This window comes from Polaribacter sp. BAL334, from assembly GCF_015767435.1.
Lineage (GTDB): Bacteria > Bacteroidota > Bacteroidia > Flavobacteriales > Flavobacteriaceae > Polaribacter.
Genome location: NZ_JADWOV010000310.1, coordinates 64,761 through 81,769 on the forward strand (window position 1 = coordinate 64,761; position 17,009 = coordinate 81,769).

General features: G+C 32.8%; 12 protein-coding genes. 8 read left to right on the forward strand and 4 right to left on the reverse strand.

Translation table 11 applies throughout. From position 1 onward, the window contains the following. Positions 1 to 65: 65 nt before the first annotated feature. From IU405_RS11905 to IU405_RS11915, 3 genes are read right to left on the reverse strand one after another with little or no spacing between them, the layout of a single operon-like run. A complete protein-coding gene (locus tag IU405_RS11905; RefSeq protein WP_197438835.1) occupies positions 66 to 1,478 on the reverse strand; it encodes a hypothetical protein in 1,413 nt (470 codons plus the stop codon). Further along, a complete protein-coding gene (locus IU405_RS11910; RefSeq protein ID WP_197438836.1) occupies positions 1,456 to 2,019 on the reverse strand; it encodes a hypothetical protein in 564 nt (187 codons plus the stop codon). The genes IU405_RS11905 and IU405_RS11910 overlap by 23 nt, the downstream gene beginning before the upstream one ends. Next, a complete protein-coding gene (locus IU405_RS11915) occupies positions 2,016 to 2,558 on the reverse strand; it encodes an RNA polymerase sigma factor (protein ID WP_197438837.1) in 543 nt (180 codons plus the stop codon). Before IU405_RS11915 ends, IU405_RS11910 begins: the two co-directional genes overlap by 4 nt. 91 nt (positions 2,559 to 2,649) lie before the next feature. On the opposite strand from IU405_RS11915, the gene meaB reads away from it, so the two are divergent. The 6 genes from meaB (at position 2,650) to IU405_RS11945 (ending at position 13,025) form a co-directional block, all read left to right on the forward strand. Beyond that, positions 2,650 to 3,723: a methylmalonyl Co-A mutase-associated GTPase MeaB gene (meaB, locus tag IU405_RS11920; RefSeq protein WP_197438838.1), complete on the forward strand. Its 1,074-nt coding sequence runs from the start codon at positions 2,650 to 2,652 to the stop codon at positions 3,721 to 3,723. Positions 3,724 to 3,948: 225 nt separating this feature from the next. Further along, a complete protein-coding gene (locus IU405_RS11925; RefSeq protein WP_197438839.1) occupies positions 3,949 to 4,380 on the forward strand; it encodes a hypothetical protein in 432 nt (143 codons plus the stop codon). 132 nt (positions 4,381 to 4,512) lie between these two features. Continuing rightward, positions 4,513 to 5,589, forward strand: a complete 1,077-nt coding sequence (locus tag IU405_RS11930; protein ID WP_197438840.1) for an efflux RND transporter periplasmic adaptor subunit — start codon at positions 4,513 to 4,515, stop codon at positions 5,587 to 5,589. Positions 5,590 to 5,611: 22 nt separating this feature from the next. Next, positions 5,612 to 8,863 (forward strand): efflux RND transporter permease subunit, encoded by a 3,252-nt coding sequence (locus IU405_RS11935; RefSeq protein ID WP_197438841.1) that lies wholly within the window; start codon positions 5,612 to 5,614, stop codon positions 8,861 to 8,863. Continuing rightward, the gene (locus tag IU405_RS11940) at positions 8,856 to 10,289 is read left to right on the forward strand and encodes a TolC family protein (protein WP_197438842.1); all 1,434 of its coding nucleotides are present in this window, start codon (positions 8,856 to 8,858) and stop codon (positions 10,287 to 10,289) included. Before IU405_RS11935 ends, IU405_RS11940 begins: the two co-directional genes overlap by 8 nt. A 492-nt stretch (positions 10,290 to 10,781) precedes the next feature. Next, on the forward strand, positions 10,782 to 13,025 hold the full coding sequence (locus tag IU405_RS11945; RefSeq protein ID WP_197438843.1) for an LruC domain-containing protein: 2,244 nt from the start codon (positions 10,782 to 10,784) through the stop codon (positions 13,023 to 13,025). A gap of 68 nt (positions 13,026 to 13,093) precedes the next feature. On the opposite strand, the gene IU405_RS11950 is transcribed toward IU405_RS11945, so the two are convergent. After that, a complete protein-coding gene (locus IU405_RS11950) occupies positions 13,094 to 15,628 on the reverse strand; it encodes a DUF559 domain-containing protein (RefSeq protein ID WP_197438844.1) in 2,535 nt (844 codons plus the stop codon). Positions 15,629 to 16,266: 638 nt separating this feature from the next. Between IU405_RS11950 and IU405_RS11955 the strand changes: the two genes are divergently transcribed. Both IU405_RS11955 and IU405_RS11960 read left to right on the forward strand, forming a co-directional pair. Further along, positions 16,267 to 16,416, forward strand: coding sequence for a hypothetical protein (locus IU405_RS11955; protein ID WP_197438845.1), 150 nt, complete (start codon positions 16,267 to 16,269; stop codon positions 16,414 to 16,416). Between the two features lie 145 nt (positions 16,417 to 16,561). After that, entirely contained in the window at positions 16,562 to 16,984 is a 423-nt protein-coding gene (locus IU405_RS11960; protein ID WP_197438846.1) for a hypothetical protein, read from the forward strand. Positions 16,985 to 17,009: the final 25 nt, after the last annotated feature.

Sequence of the window (17,009 nt, forward strand, 5' to 3'; positions counted from 1 at the left end):
AGAATATAGAAATGGAAAACTGTTAGAAGTTTGATAAAAAAAAGTATGTTTTTACAGATACTATACTATTGATTTACAGTTATTTGACTGTATTTTCCATTGACAAAAAAAGTAGTGTCCTTTGTTTTAATGATGAAATTTCCATTGATTTTTTTTGATTTATCGTGAAGAACATTCAATTTCATGGAAGGATTTACTGATGAATTTGGCATTGATTTTATTTCGAAAAGAAGGTTTTTATCTAAATTTTGAAGATTTATAATGGCATTTGTATACTGTAAATACAATAAAAATTTAGTGTAATCCGCATGTATTTTCTGAATGTTTATGCCTCCAAATTTTGTAGAAATAGCTACATTTTTATAAATATTTTGAATCTCAACATTTGAATAATTGGTGTTGATTTTTGTATTCGTAACTGATGCAATTTTTGCATCAGTTACGTTGTTTAAATATACATTGCTTTTAGTCAAATCATTGATGTTTACTGGCGAATAATTGATTGTCAACTTGCTATTATTCAAATTATTGGCATCAAAAGAGCCATATTTTACATTCCCAACAGCCACTGTGTTGGGTAATTTTACCTTACAATGACGTGTATTCAAATCGAAAGTGGCACCTTTTGGAGCTTTGATTTCAATTTTTTTGGTCACTTTTACTTTCTTACCATCAATCATCAAATTATCTGAATCTGCAGAAAATTGCATTTTTACTTTTTCCATTTCCATACGCGCTTTTTCCAGTTGTTGTTGCATTTTTTCTTTGTCAATTTTCTGAATATAGATTCTGTTTTTTTCCATTTCTTTCTTCATCTTCTCACGAGAAGCCTCAAACTCATTTCGCATTTTTTCTCGGTCTTTTTCCATTTTCTCTTTCCATTTTTTGTAATCTTTTGACTTTTTAAACTTATCCCAATCTTCTTTTGATTCAATTTTGATGTCATTTTCATCATCTTTGAAATGAAAAGAATATTTTCCATTTTTTTCGATAAGCTTGTCAAACGAAGGCTCATCCCAAAACATAAAGTCATTGTTCATTTTAAAATCAAAATCTACTTTTGGCATGACAATTTTGTCCATAAATGTTGAATCCAATTCGAACACATTTGGAAAATTGAAATTTGAATTATCCAAAAAAACTACATCGCTATTGAACGGAAAACGATTGTTGGTTTGTGTCGTAATTTTCACTTTACTTTTGTTGCCTAACGCTTCAAAATTCCAGTTTTTGAAATACTTTTCAGCAGCTTCTTTTGAAATTCCTTCAATTTCGATAACCGCCGTTATTTCTACTTCATTTTTATCCCAATTGGTTACAGAAATCTCTGTATTGGAAGCATTAATAGCAATTTCAACGTCTTTATCTACACTAAATTTTTCTGTGTATTTTCGGTCATACTTTTGAGCGAAAATGCTTGTTGTTCCTAATAAAACAACAAACGGAATGACTGTTTTATAAAATTTGTAATTCATCATTTTTTTTGTTTAGATTTTTAAATTGTGATAACTGTTTTTTTAACTGCTGCAGCAGTTCTAACCGCAATTGCAGGTTGCGAATCAATGCATCAATGGTGGCATTATTAACCCCTTTTGTATTGAGCTCTTTGGTTAATAATGTGTATTCGTTCATCAATTCTGCTATTTTTAATAAATAACCATCAATGAGTTCTTTATTGGAATTATCAATTTCTATTTCACTGATTTCTAGATTGATACTATTCACGTAATAGGTTTCAATCGTGTTGAATTCTGGTGATATTGTGCCCAGTGTCATTTCTTTTACAGGAATGTTTTCAAGTATTTTTTCTTCTTCATTCTTAAGAAAAAACAAACTACAAACACTTATTAAAATTGCTACAGAAGCCGCTATTGAAATCCATTTTACAGAAATTCTTTTCGTCTTTTTTTGATGTAGTTCAGCTAATAATAATCTCTCAAAATTTGCTTCATGATGCAAAGGCAAAGAAGTCTCTTCTTTCCTGATTTCTTTCGCTAATTTTTTAATATCTCGTGTCATACTCTATTTTTTAATGCTTCTTTAAGCTCATTTTTTCCTCGTAATAATTGCGTTCTAGACGTATTTTCAGTAATGTTTAAAATTTCAGCAATTTCTTGATGATCATAGCCTTCAATCAAATACAATGTCAATATAATTCTGTATTTCTCTTTGAGTTGACGAATTGCTTTTTTTACATCATCCATCGTAATTTCATGTTCCATGTGCCAATCATCTTCTTCAGAAATTGTCATTACCTCTCGAGAAATTGGAATGATATCTGCATTTTTTTTCTTCAACTCATCCATACTTTGATGGATAACAATCCTCTTTAACCACGCCCCAAAAGCCACTTCATTTTTATACGTATCTATTTTTTTAAACGCTTTGATAAATGATTTTTGCATTACTTCTTCCGCTAAAAAAGTATCATTTACCATGCGTAAAGCCACAGAAAACATAGCTTTACAGTACAAACCATACAACTGCATTTGCGCTTTTGCGTTGTTTTGTTTGCATAAATCAATGATGTTTTGATGTAGCTGTTTGGTTGGCTTCATGAATACTTTCTTACTTAAAAGACGATACATTTTTTTGGATGTTGCAAATTGAGTGAAATTTTATTTCTAAATTTACTTATTATTTGTAAAAATGGCTAAAAAACAATCAGCAATTCACGAAAAAGAAGGCGTTTCTCAACCAGAAACGACCAATCAACTGAGTGCTGAAAAAATCAAACAATTTCGTACTGTAAAAAATTCGACAGCTGAATTTGTGACGAATATTTTAGAGGGAAATATTCCTTTTTTGAGCAAAGCCATTACTTTGGTAGAGAGCACGAATTCCAAGCATCAAGAACAAGCCAATGAAATCATTGAAAAATGCTTGCCTTTTGCCAATAATTCTGTCAGAATTGGAATTACAGGGGTTCCAGGTGTTGGAAAAAGCACGTTTATAGAAGCTTTTGGAAAACACTTGACAAATCAAGGAAAAAAAGTAGCTGTTTTGGCAGTTGACCCAAGTAGCTCTGTAAATAAAGGCAGTATTTTGGGTGATAAAACACGTATGGAACAATTAGTGACCGACAAAAATGCGTTTATAAGACCTTCCCCTGCAGGCACTTCTTTGGGTGGTGTTGCTCAAAAAACTCGTGAAAGTATCATCCTTTGTGAGGCTGCTGGATTTGATACTATTATTATTGAAACTGTTGGTGTTGGACAATCAGAAACGGTGGTGCATTCCATGGTTGATTTCTTTTTGTTGCTGCAATTGGCTGGAGCTGGAGACGAATTGCAAGGAATCAAACGTGGAATTATTGAAATGGCGGATGCTATTGTCATCAATAAAGCCGATCATGGCAATGAAAAAAATGCCAAAATAGCTCAGATTGAATTCAATAGAGCGCTTCATTTATATCCATTAAAAGACAGCAAATGGCAACCTAAAGTATTGACGGCAAGTGCTATAAAATCTGTTGGAATTGATGCTATTGATAAAATGATTCAAGAATATCTTTCATTGACCAAAGAAAATGGTTATTTCCAGCAAAAAAGACATGAACAAAATACGTTTTGGTTACTTTCTACCATTGAAGAGCAATTGAAAGAGCGTTTTTATCAAAATCCAAGCATCAAAAAAGCGCTTTCTGAGGAAATTAAACAACTTGCCAATGGAAAAACTACGCCTTTTTTAGCTGCAAAACGATTGCTAGGAAAAGAGTTTTAAATTTTTATTCGTTAGTTTTTAGTTTTAGTAGGTATTACATTAATTTTTAATATTCAATTAGAATAGATTGTTTTTTTAGTGAAATGAAAAAAAAGAGGTTCTTATTCTAATAAAAATAAAAAGTTACTCTTAAAAATCGATTGTTTTCATAATTCTTTTGATTCAAAAAAACATAAAAGCAAGTTCTTTTGGTCAACTCATTTCATTGCAATAATTTTGCAAGCGATGAGAAAAAAACTTTACACACAATTCTTTGTTTTCCTAACTTTAATTGTTAGTGTTTTTAATTGTTATGCAACTACACCTCATCTATTTTCTAATTTTTCTTACTTAAAAGGTTTTCAAGAAAACATCAACAAAACTTATCAAGATATTGATGATGGAACTACTTTTGTTGCATTTAAGCCATCTATCAATATTGCAAACGAGTTGTTTATTATCGAGGAAATTCCTGTTGAAGATGTTGAAGAAAAAGAAGAGTCACTTTTACACAGCATTAGAAAATCAGTTTTTGGTTTCCATACATCTGCTATTCTTTACAGAGTATTATTTGAAAATGCAACGTTAAAAACCAAGGAAGATTCTCTTTATCAAAAAACTTTTGCAACCCATGTTGCTTTACATTTGTATCAAAAATTCGAAGTATATCGAATTTGATTCCTTACAAACAGGATTTCTTTCTATATCCTGTTAAATTCTATTTCCATTTTAGTTAGCGTCAATTAGTTCTTTCAAAGAATTCTAATTGTTATTTACCCATTTTCATTTAAATTTTTAATATCAAATCCTATGAGAAAAATTTTCATTGGTCTTCTAATTGTAACTTTATATGCAAGTTGCAACAATAACCATGAAGCTAAACATGAAGCTTCCAAATATCCAATTACAAACCCTATCCAAAAAGATACTGCAATAACCAAAGAATATGTAAGTCAGATTCACTCCATCAGACACATAGAAATTAGAGCCATCGAAAAAGGGTACTTGAAACAAATCTTTGTGGATGAAGGACAATCCCTTAAAAAAGGACAAATGATGTTTAACATCATGCCAAACATCTACAAAGCCGACTTTTTAAAAGCGAAAGCAGAAGAAAAAGTAACTGAAATAGAATATCAAAATACCAAATTATTGGCAGATGAGAATATTGTTTCTAAAAACGAATTGGCATTGGCTAAGGCAAAATATGACATTGCAAAAGCTGAAGTTCTTCTGGCACAAACCCATTTAAATTTTACGGACATCAAAGCGCCTTTTGATGGAATTATGGATCACTTGCATGTTAGAGAAGGAAGTTTGCTTGATGAAGGCGAACTACTTACAACCCTTTCTGATAACAGCAAAATGTGGGTGTATTTCAATGTTCCTGAGGCTGAATACTTGGATTATATCACCAGTGCAAAAAAAAACGAAAAACAACAAGTAACACTTTTAATGGCAAACAACAAACCATTTCCTGAAAAAGGAATTGTAGAGACGATTGAGGGTGAATTTAATAATGAAACAGGAAATATTGCTTTTAGAGCAACATTCTCAAATCCTGATCGTATTTTAAGACATGGCGAAACTGGAAATATTGTACTCACAATCCCTATGAAAAGTGCCGTAATCATTCCTCAAAAAGCAACTTTTGAAATTTTAGATAAAAGATACGTGTATGTTGTTGATGCAAATAATGTCATCAAACAACGTGAAATTGAAGTAATTGCTGAACTAGAAAATATTTTTATTATCGGCAAAGGACTTTCTAAAAATGACAAAATCTTGTTGGATGGCATTCGAAAAGTAAAAAACAATGAAAAGATTGTGAGCGAGTATGTAAACCCAATAACGGTCTTTTCTAATCTTAAATTATTTGCTGAATAAGCCCTACTAAAATTTCAAAAACATGTTTAGTAAATTTATAAAAAGACCCGTTTTAGCCATTGTAATTTCTGTAATGATTGTATTTACAGGATTGCTTGCCATAAAACAATTACCAATTTCACAATTTCCTGAGATTGCACCAACAACTGTTAATATTTTTATAGCATACCCAGGATCGAGTGCAGATGTTTTGGTAAACTCAACACTGATACCGTTAGAAACAGCTATCAATGGTGTTGAAGGAATGCGTTATTTAGCTTCGGATGCAACAAGTGCAGGAGAGGGAACATTGCGTGTAATTTTTGAACCAGGAACTGACCCAAATCAAGCAGTAGTTAGGGTAAAAACTAGAGTAGATCAAGTGATGCCTTTGTTGCCTGAATTAGTACAAAGAGAAGGTGTTATTATCACTCCTGTACAGCCAAGTATGTTGATGTATGTGAACCTTTTTAGCAAAGAAAAAAATATTGACGAAAAGTTTCTATACAACTATTCTTACACCAAAATCATCCCTGAGATTCAACGTATCAATGGAATTGCGAGTGCACAAATTTTAGGAAGTAGAAAATATGCCATGAGAGTTTGGTTAAAACCAGACAGAATGCGTGCATATAATATTTCTGCTGAAGAAGTGTTGGAAGCCATGCAAGACCAAAGTATTTTAGCAAGACCAGGAAGATTGGGACGAAGTGATGGAGGAAGAACCTCTCAAGCCTTAGAATATGTATTGACCTATGAAAACCGTTTCAACAAACCAGAACAATACAAAGAAATCATTATCCGAGCCAATGAAGAAGGACAATTGATCAAATTAGCAGACATTGCTGATGTCGAATTGGGCAGTGAGTTTTTTGATATTTACTCCAATTTAGATGGAAATCCCTCTGCATCGATTGTTTTAAAACAAACTATGGGGAGTAATGGTAGTGATGTTATTCTTCAAGTAAAAGAAAAACTGAAAGAATTGGAAGCTGAACTTCCTCCAGGAATTGAATTTCAAATAAGCTATGATGTTTCTAACTTTTTAAATGCTTCCATTGACCAAGTATTGCATACTTTAAGAGATGCCTTTATCCTTGTTGCCATTGTAGTATTCTTATTTTTAGGAGATTGGCGTTCTACATTAATCCCAATTATTGCAGTTCCTGTTTCGTTGATTGGAGCCTTTTTTGTGATGCAACTTTTCGGTTTATCTATCAATTTAATTACACTATTTGCATTGGTTTTGGCAATTGGAATTGTGGTAGATAATGCCATTGTGGTTGTTGAAGCTGTCCATGTAAAAATGGAAGAAAAGAATGTAACCCCTTATCAAGCATCGTATGAAGTTTTGGGCGAAATTGGTGGAGCCATAATAGCGATTACCTTAGTTATGGTTTCTGTATTTATACCTATTTCATTCATGACAGGACCTGTAGGTGTTTTCTATCGTCAATTTTCAATTACAATGGCAGGTTCCATTATTATTTCGGCAATTGTAGCCTTGACATTAACGCCAGTTTTGTGTGCTATGTTGTTGCAAAACAACCATGGAAAACCAAAAAAGAAATCACTCATTGATAAATTCATATACTGGTTCAACAACGGATTTGAAAAGATAACAGGTAAATATGTAAACATTTTAAACAAAATTGTTGCAAGAAGAATCATCACTTTTGGAATTTTAGCTGCCTTTTGTGTGGGAATCTTTTTCACAAGTAAAGTATTACCAGCAGGATTTATTCCCAATGAAGATCAAGGGATGATTTATGCCATCATTCAAACTCCTCCAGGTGCAACTTTGGAAAGAACCAATGATGTTGCAAAAAAATTACAAGCCATTTGCGAGGAAACTGATGGTGTTGCATCTGTTTCTTCTTTAGCAGGTTATGAGATTATGACAGAAGGGAGAGGGTCAAATGCAGGAACCTGTTTAATCAATTTAAAACCATGGTCAGATCGTGAGCACACTGTTCATGAAATCATGGAAGAATTGGAAGAAAAAACCAAAGATTTAGGAGCAATCATTGAGTATTTTGAACCTCCTGCAGTTCCAGGTTTTGGTTCTTCTGGTGGATTTTCTATGCGTTTATTAGACAAAACAAATTCTACAGACTATCATGAGTTTGAAAGAATCAATAATGATTTTATGGCTGCTTTGGCAAAACGCAAAGAAATTACAGGGTTGTTTACCTTTTATTCTGCAAATTATCCACAGTATAAATTGAAAATAGATAATAAAAAAGCGATGCAAAAAGGCGTTACCATTGGTAATGCTATGGAAAATTTAAACATTTTAATTGGTAGTACGTACGAACAAGGATTTATTCGTTTTGGTCGATTTTTTAAGGTATATACACAAGCTGCTCCTGAATATAGAAGACTTCCTACAGATTTGGAAAAACTTTTTGTAAAAAATGAAGCAGGAGAAATGGTTCCTTATTCATCCTTTATGAGTATTACTAAAGAGTTAGGACCAAATGAAATTACCCGTTACAACTTATACAATTCTGCCTCCATAAGAGGTCTTCCTGCAAAAGGATTTACAAGTGGTGATGCTATTGATGCCATCAAAGAAGTTGCTGCTAAAGAACTACCAAGAGGATATGATGTTGGATGGGAAGATTTGACATATGATGAAGCAAAAAGAGGTAATGAATCACTGTATGTATTTATCATTGTTTTGATATTTGTGTATTTCGTTTTAGCTGCTCAATATGAAAGTTTTTTATTGCCATTTGCCGTTATTTTATCACTTCCTGTGGGGATTTTTGGTTCGTTGATTGTACTGAAAGGCATGGGACTAGCCAATGATGTATATGCGCAAATCGGAATTATCATGTTGGTTGGTTTGCTGGGAAAAAATGCAGTTTTGATTGTAGAATTTGCCGTTCAAAAACGAAGACAAGGTGCCACTATTTTAGAAGCTGCAATAGAAGGTTCTAAAGCTAGATTTCGTCCAATTTTAATGACTTCTTTTGCATTCATTGCAGGTTTAATTCCATTGGTAATTGCTTCTGGTGCAGGTGCTATTGGTAATAGAACGATTGGAGGATCTGCTTTAGGAGGCATGTTGATTGGAACCTTATTTGGTGTCCTTATAATTCCTGGATTGTATTACATTTTTGCTACCTTATCTGATGGGAAAAATCTAATCAAAGATGAAAAAAGCGAACCACTATCAGAAGAAATTATGAAAAGTAGCGAAGACAATACCAATAGTAAGTTGAAAATCAAACTGAAAGAATTGAAACTTGTATTAAAAAAATTAACCAAAAGAAAAGAAGATGAATAATATACATCACTATAGATTACTATTTTTTATGGGCATTTTGGCACTTGCACTCCATTCTTGTGTCCCTGTAAAAGAAATCCGAAAAGAGCGTTCCAATGTTCCTGAAAACTACGGAAAAGAAACCATCGATTCTTTAAATACAGCTCAAATTTCCTGGAAACAATTCTTTGCTGACCCCAATCTCATTGCGTTGATTGATACTGCTTTGGTTCGAAATCAAGAACTGAATATCATGACACAAACTGTTGCGTTGTTTGAAAATCAGATTCAAGCTAAAAAAGGAGAATATCTTCCTTTTGTGGACATTAAAGGAGGTGCAGAAATAGAAAAAGTAGGCAAACACACTAGAAATGGCGCTGTTGAAGAAAGCTTACATATAGATGGAGAAAAATTTCCTGAACCATTTAGCAACTATTCTATAGGACTTGTAGCTTCTTGGGAATTGGATATTTGGAAGAAATTGCGCAATGAAAAAAAGGCCGCTGTTTTAGAATATTTATCTTCAGTAGAGGGTAAAAATTTTATGATTACCAATTTGGTTGCCGAAATTGCAGATGCGTATTATGAATTGATGGCACTTGACAATCAGCTGGAAATTTTGACACAGAATTTACAGCTGCAACAAAATGCGTTGAAGATTGTAAAACTTCAAAAAGAAGCTGCAAAAACTACTGAATTGGCTGTTAGAAGATTTACTGCTGAAGTGCAAAAAACACATAGTGAAAAGTTTGAAATAGAACAAAAAATCACTGTTATGGAGAACAAAATCAATTTTTTAATTGGAAAAACACCTGGCAAAATTGTACGAAATTCAAGCGTATTTTTGAACATTCCTATTGATTCCATTTATGCAGGAGTCCCATCACAATTATTAGAAAATCGGACTGATATCAAAAAAGCATCCCTAGAACTAGAGGCCTCAAAATTAAATTCTAAAATTGCAAAAGCGAATTTTTATCCTTCATTGGGTATCTCAACAGGAATTGGTTTGAATGCTTTTAAAACCGGACTTTTAACCAAAACTCCAGAATCTTTAGTGTACAGTTTTGCAGGAGATTTTATTGGGCCAATTATTAACAGAAATGCTATTAAAGCGTTGTATAAAAATGCCAACAGCAAACAAATACAGGCGATTTTTGAATATGAGAAAACTATTTTAAATGCTTATATTGAAGTTGCCAACGAACTTTCTAATATTCAAAATCTGAAAAAAGTGTATGCTTTTAAAGAAGGTCAAGTAACTACACTTACGGAATCTATAACCCTTTCAACACGATTATTTACCTCAGCTAGAGCTGATTATTTGGAAGTTTTACTTACTCAAAGAGAAGCCTTGGAGGCAAAAATTGCCCTTGTTGAAACTAAAAAAGATCAATTAATGGCAAACATTCATTTGTATAAATTTTTAGGTGGTGGTTGGAATTAACCGTATTTGAATTTTGTCTTTTGAAAAGAGTTTGTCATTTGTTTGACAAACTCTTTTTCATTTTAAAACTTGTCAAAAAACAAAATTATATATGAAATTTTACTCTGCACTTTGAACGATTTTGACATTTCTATGATTTTTTATAACTTACAATTGCTTACTGTCAAAACAATGCACTGATTTATTGACCAAGAGAAAAGTTACAAAGAATTATTCACCAGTAGTATATAGCATTTATTTGGTTTTTAAACGCCTAAATATTCATTAAAAATGCTTATATTTGAGGTAGTTACCAAATAATCAATCTAAAAAGTTCAATTTTAATGTAAGAATTAGTAAGTCTAGTATTTTTTATTGTAGCAACAAAATTCAGTTTACACCTATAAATCTGTTATTCGTCGTAAGTAAAAGACCAAATAACGTAAGTAGTAAATTTTAAAATTAACCAACTTTTAAATTTGCCCCCAAGTTAAAATCAAAAACCCCACAATTATGAAAACTAAATTAATCTTATTACTGTCATTATTCGCTTTCCTACAAAGCTGTTCTCCTGAATTCAAAAACGAACCTGAAGCTCCAACTGTATATGTTCCTGGAGACATTACTACGTTAACAGTTCCTAATGGTCATGATTTAAGACCAATTACATTGCAAAACACCAATGTTACTTTATCTGAAACTTCTCGTGCAGACATGGTAAAAGTGCGGATATTTAAAATTGAAAACACCACTTATAATTTATTATATGAGGGTTTTATCGATAGAGAAAAATCGATAAGCAGCATTATTAAAGTGCCTAATCACGTGAAAACATTATCTGTACAAGCAGATTTAGCAGCTGGTACTAGAGAGTGGATTGTTAGCCCAGCAGAATTACAAGGTATCAAAATAGAAGATGAAGAAAGAATTAGTACTGATGGAAAAACTAGTGCTACTGGAAAAACAAGTGCAAAAACAGCTTCTGATAATCCTCCTTCTTGGAATTGTAGTAATTTCCAAGAATTTAGTGGTAAGGACAATGGTGACTATAAAATTACGAGTGCTTCAACTCAAGGAATTAATATCAGTAAAAAAACGACCATCTATATTTGTAGTGGTTCTTGGAATCCTGCTTTTTTGAATGATAGTAAAGGTGAACTTACCATTTATGTAGGTTCTGGTGCTACTTTAACTCTTTCTGGAACTTTAAATTCAACAATTTATAACCTTGGTACATTCAATGGAACAAATGCAAACATTGCAAGTAAAGGTAAATTTGATAACTGGGGAACTACCAATTTTACTGGTAATTTTACAACCGATTCTAACGATATCAATATTTATTCAGGAGTATGCAATATTTCAGGATCTTTTAATTTAAATGATAATGGACACTTTGACAATGATGGAGGACAAGTAAATCTTGGCGGACATTTTACAAATTCTGGAAAATTTCATAATAAAGAAAATTCAAGTTTTAATGTGGCTGGAAATCTAACCATTAATGGAAATGGAGAATTTGAAAATGAGTGCAAAACAGTAGTATCTGGAAACTTTATAAACAATAAAAAAGCGGATTTTAAAAATGCTTCTTATACTGTAATTACGGGAAGTTTCATCAGCAATTCAAACATTGATATAGAAGTAAAAGAAGGTTCTATTTTAAAATGCGCTAGCATCATGACCAATGGTAAAATAAAAGGAGACAGAGCTTATTCAGTCATAGAAACTGGTGCTATCACTTTTAATGGTAGTGGCAGGTTTCAAGGAAGATTAGATATTTGTTCATCAAGCTATAAAGAAAGTATGGGTGATAATAGTGTAATTAATACTTGTTCTACCTTTATTTCAGCCAATGCTTGTTCCCCTGGATTTAACAATGCAGTTGATAACGATAAAGATGGTGTTATTGCAGGTGTAGATGTTGATGATAATAACTCAAAAGTAGCTTCTTACAACTATCCACAAGGAAAAGAAAGTTTTTTCACCTCTGTATATGAAGATTTATATCCTTGTATGGGAGATTATGATTTGAACGATTTGGTGCATAATTACAGCTACCAAGAAGGTGTAAATAATGGCGCAAGTAATAACGGAAAAAACACTTCTGTCACAGAAATTAAATTCGATTATAAATTTCCTGCAATGGGAGCTAGTTTTAATAACAGTTTTGTGTTGAGAGTAATGGATGGAGATAATAATGCCACGCTAACTTTAGATAACTCAACTCGTTATTCCATAAATCAAATACAACGATTGCATGATGATGTAAACAAAACCACTTTGTTTATTTTTAATAATCTAAAAACCATTTATACAACCAACTCGCAAGCTATTATTAATACTGTTAAAATTGATTATGCTGATATTCCAGTAATTTCTGGTAGCGTAACAAATATTGATGGTGCATATGATGAGTTTATGCTAAAAAGTGGAGAATTGGGTCAAGAAATACATCCTGTGTATAATAAATTTCACAGCAGCTACCCAGCTTTAAATAAACCATCAAAATATAATGATACTTCTAATTTTTCTAAATGTGATGATAAATCTGATGGAAATCAAAATCTTTTTGTGAATGTGAATAGATTTCCATGGGTGTTGAATGATTTACCAATCGATTTTCCATGGCCAAAAGAAGGTTTTTCAATCTTAAAAGCCTATCCTAATTTTGATAAATTTGTAAATTCAGATGCTACGTTAGATTGGTATACAAATATACAAGGAAACAGAAATTCATCATTTTTGATTAAGTAAAACAGTTAAACTATCAGTAAGTCACCCAATTATAGGATTTCTATTTTTGGGTGACTTTTTAGTTATGACTAACTAATCTGACTCCAAATTTTAGAAGTTTTGATCATTTCATTAAATGCTGTTTTGATACAAGCATTTCCTTCTTTCAATAAATTGGGATCTTCTTCCAACAATGCAATCGCTGTTTTTCTTGCCAATTGTAAAATTGCACCATCTTTAATAATATCTGCAATTTTCAAGTTTAACACTCCACTTTGTTGAGTTCCCATCAAATTTCCTGGACCTCGTAATTTTAAATCTACCTCTGCAATTTTGAATCCGTCAGTAGTTTCCACCATGGTTTTTACACGTGTTTTGGCTTCGTCAGACAATTTTACTCCTGTCATCAAAATGCAATAACTTTGGTCTGAACCTCTTCCTACTCTTCCTCGCAATTGATGCAATTGACTCAATCCAAAACGTTCTGCACTTTCGATGATCATCACACTGGCATTGGGTACATTGACACCTACTTCAATCACAGTTGTCGCTACCATGATGTGTGTTTCACCTTTTACAAATCGTTGCATTTCAAATTCTTTTTTCTCTGCAGACATTTGTCCATGCACAATACTAATTTGATATTGAGGCGTTGGAAAATCACGAGAAAGTCCTTCAAAACCATCCATCAAATCTTTATAATCCAATACTTCTGATTCTTCAATGAGCGGATACACCACATACACTTGCCTGCCTTTCGCAATTTCATCTTTCATAAATTTCTGTACAGAAAGTCGCTGACTGTCAAAACGATGCACGGTTTTGATTTCTTTTCTGCCTGGTGGCAATTCATCAATCACAGAAATATCCAAATCACCATACACAGACATTGCCAATGTTCTTGGAATGGGTGTGGCTGTCATGACTAGGATGTGGGGAGGAGAGGCCCCTCCAACCTCCCCAAAGGGGAGGCTTTCCAATTGAGATGAAATTGTTTTGATAACGTTGTCTATGTTTCCAATGACTTCTTCGTTGGTGAATCTGATGACTTTGAAACCTAATTCGTTTAAAATTTTTGTTCTTAGTTCGTCTGCTTCTTTTTGCTCTTTGGTATTGTGATAATTTCCATCAACTTCTATTATTAACTTTTTGGAAAGATTTACGAAATCAACTATAAACTCGTCAATGATGTGCTGTCTTCTAAATTTAGTATCTAATTGTTTTGTTTTTAATTGTTCCCAAAGTATTTGTTCAGCTTGGGTAGTTTGCTTTTTTCTTTCTATTTGTAATTCTTTTATCAAACCATAGATTGATGGACGTGCTGTCATGTATTTTTTTCTCAAAGTTTGAGCTCCCTCCCTTTGGGAGGGTTGGGGTGGGCTATTCTTCATCCACAATTTTGCACGTTGTGCAACTCCAAAGCGATGTTGCTCATCAATAATGGCAATGCCCAAATGATGAAACTGTACTTTTTCTTCTAATAAGGCATGTGTGCCTACTAAAATTTTTAAAGAACCATTTTCTAAAGATTCATGAATACTGCGTCTTTTTTTTGTTTTGGTTGAACCAGTTAAAAGTTCTACTGAAATGTTTACTTCTTTTAATAATTCGGAAATGGCATTGAAATGTTGGGTTGCCAAAATTTCTGTAGGCGCCATCAAAGCAGCTTGAAAACCATTGTCAATTGACAATAACATGGTAAGCAAAGCCACAATCGTTTTTCCTGAACCCACATCACCTTGCAATAAACGGTTCATGTGAATGCCTGAAGCTACATCTTTTCGGATTTCTTTCAACACTCTTTTTTGTGCGTTTGTGAGTTGAAAAGGCAAATGCTGATGGTAAAATTCATTGAAATGTTCTCCTACATTTTTAAACACCAATCCTTTTATTTTTGTTTTGTTGAGTTGGTTTTTTCTCACTAATTGCAGTTGAATAAAGAATAATTCTTCAAACTTTAAGCGATATTGTCCTTTTGCCAATGCTTCTTGACTTTTTGGAAAATGTACATTGAGAAAGGCTTCTTTTATGGAAATTAATTGATGCTCCTTTCGAATTTCTGGAGAAAGCGTTTCTTGAATTCCGTCGTGAAATTGCTTGAAAAGATGCTCTATATAGGTTCGGATTAGTTTGTTACTGATGCCTGCATTTGTCAATTTTTCTGTGGAAGAATAGACGGGTTGCATGGCCGATTGCAGGTTTTTTTGATATTCTGTTACCAATTGCATTTCAGGATGTGGCATGCTGAAACTGCCGTTAAAATGATTCAGTTTGCCATAAATTACATAAGGCTCATTGATTTTCAGGGCATTTGCAATCCATTTTTGACCTTTGAACCACACCAATTCCATAGTGCCTGTAGCGTCTTGAAAGGTTGCCACTAACCTACTCCCTTTTTGTTGGGCTACTGTTTTGATGTGTGTGATTTTACCAACAATTTGCACTTCGGCATTGGAGGGTTGCAATTGATTGATTTGGTAAAATTGGGTTTTGTCAATATATCTGAAAGGAAAAAAGTGCAATAAATCTCTACAGGTTTTGATGCCCAATTCTGTGTACAACAAAGTAGCCCTTTGGACGCTAATGCCGTTGATGTAAGTGATGGGATTGTTGAGATTGTGCATGTCTTGAGTTCAAGGTTTAAGGTTCAAAGTTTTGGGTTTAAAGTTTTGGGTTTAAAGTTTTGGTTGAAAATTTACATTTTGAAACCTAATTTATTTGTAAAAGCAAATATCAAACATCTGGAGGAGCATTGCAAATTTAGTTGGGTTGAATGATGGGTTGCATCATTGTATTTATAGTGTTACTGTGCTGTCATCTATGGAGCAACCCAGAGTATGGTACGCTATAACCCATAGTGTACTTCATTATAAGTACGCAATACCTATGCTATAACCTGCAAGGAACCTTTACTTTGCATCCTATTAACATGGAATATGCATTGACTTTTATTATGTTATAACGTTAGTTCCATTTCATTTTTATTGTAAACTACGGTAAAGGTAATTTGCCACAATTTTGCGGTGTAATGCCTTTTACTTTTGATTCAAAGTCGAACCAAAGTGAATCAAAATCATTCATTTATACTTTTTTATGAGTATTTTATGACATTCCGTCAGCTTTTTACAACGTTCCGCCTTATAGTTGAAGCATTCCGCTGTTCAGTTGATGTATTCCGCTATCGTAATGATACATTCCGCTAGCGGAACGTACCATTACGATGGCGGAACGTACCATTACGATGACGGAACGTACCATTAAGATGACGGAACGTATCATTACGATGGCGGAACGTATCATTACGATGGCGGAATGTACCATTACGATGGCGGAATGTATCATTACGACAATAACAAGAAGTATTAAGATGATGACAAGAGGCATCAATTTGGTGCAAAATATAAATCATTAAAAAATATCATTTTATTTTACTCCGTTAGCCAACTTTTTTATGATTGTTTTTATATATTGTGAGGGAATATGAGGGCTACTATTTTTTGTAAAAAGTTACATAAAGTTGCGCATATAAACTAGTTGTAGCACATTAAAAATGACCTATGAAACAGATATTAACTAATGTAGTTTTAATTATTTCAGTACTTGGACTTCTTGTCTCTTGTGACCGACCAGTTTGCAATAATACAAATCTGATTTTTGAAAACAACTTACCAGATTCAAAGATATATAAGGACGAATTAGTCAAGCGACTAAAAAATATTGACCAAGCAAAACTGACTTATTGGCTTCAAAAGTATGACGAGCAAAATGGAAAAGAATCCTTATACTTTCATATCCAAGGTGATGGATTATGTGCTATTCTTCATTTAACCATTAATAATTGGACTAAATTAGAAAATGTTAGAGAAAGAAAAGGAGTTGGTCGTCGAGGAGCAGAATTTACAAATTTGAAATTTAAAATTGTTAAAGATTCAATATCAACTGAATTTATATATAAAACATTTGATAGAATAATAGACTAAAAACGTGCTACAACAATGTATATAA

Excerpts from the sequence above, each read along its gene's own strand:
- IU405_RS11925 (WP_197438839.1), top strand. The coding sequence starts at position 3,949 with ATGAGAAAAAAACTTTACACACAATTCTTTGTTTTCCTAACTTTAATT.
- IU405_RS11955 (WP_197438845.1), top strand. The coding sequence starts at position 16,267 with ATGACGGAACGTATCATTACGATGGCGGAACGTATCATTACGATGGCG.
- IU405_RS11940 (WP_197438842.1), top strand. The coding sequence starts at position 8,856 with ATGAATAATATACATCACTATAGATTACTATTTTTTATGGGCATTTTG.
- IU405_RS11945 (WP_197438843.1), top strand. The coding sequence starts at position 10,782 with ATGAAAACTAAATTAATCTTATTACTGTCATTATTCGCTTTCCTACAA.
- IU405_RS11910 (WP_197438836.1), bottom strand. The coding sequence starts at position 2,019 with ATGACACGAGATATTAAAAAATTAGCGAAAGAAATCAGGAAAGAAGAG.
- meaB (WP_197438838.1), top strand. The coding sequence starts at position 2,650 with ATGGCTAAAAAACAATCAGCAATTCACGAAAAAGAAGGCGTTTCTCAA.
- IU405_RS11905 (WP_197438835.1), bottom strand. The coding sequence starts at position 1,478 with ATGATGAATTACAAATTTTATAAAACAGTCATTCCGTTTGTTGTTTTA.
- IU405_RS11915 (WP_197438837.1), bottom strand. The coding sequence starts at position 2,558 with ATGAAGCCAACCAAACAGCTACATCAAAACATCATTGATTTATGCAAA.
- IU405_RS11950 (WP_197438844.1), bottom strand. The coding sequence starts at position 15,628 with ATGCACAATCTCAACAATCCCATCACTTACATCAACGGCATTAGCGTC.
- IU405_RS11930 (WP_197438840.1), top strand. The coding sequence starts at position 4,513 with ATGAGAAAAATTTTCATTGGTCTTCTAATTGTAACTTTATATGCAAGT.
- IU405_RS11935 (WP_197438841.1), top strand. The coding sequence starts at position 5,612 with ATGTTTAGTAAATTTATAAAAAGACCCGTTTTAGCCATTGTAATTTCT.
- IU405_RS11960 (WP_197438846.1), top strand. The coding sequence starts at position 16,562 with ATGAAACAGATATTAACTAATGTAGTTTTAATTATTTCAGTACTTGGA.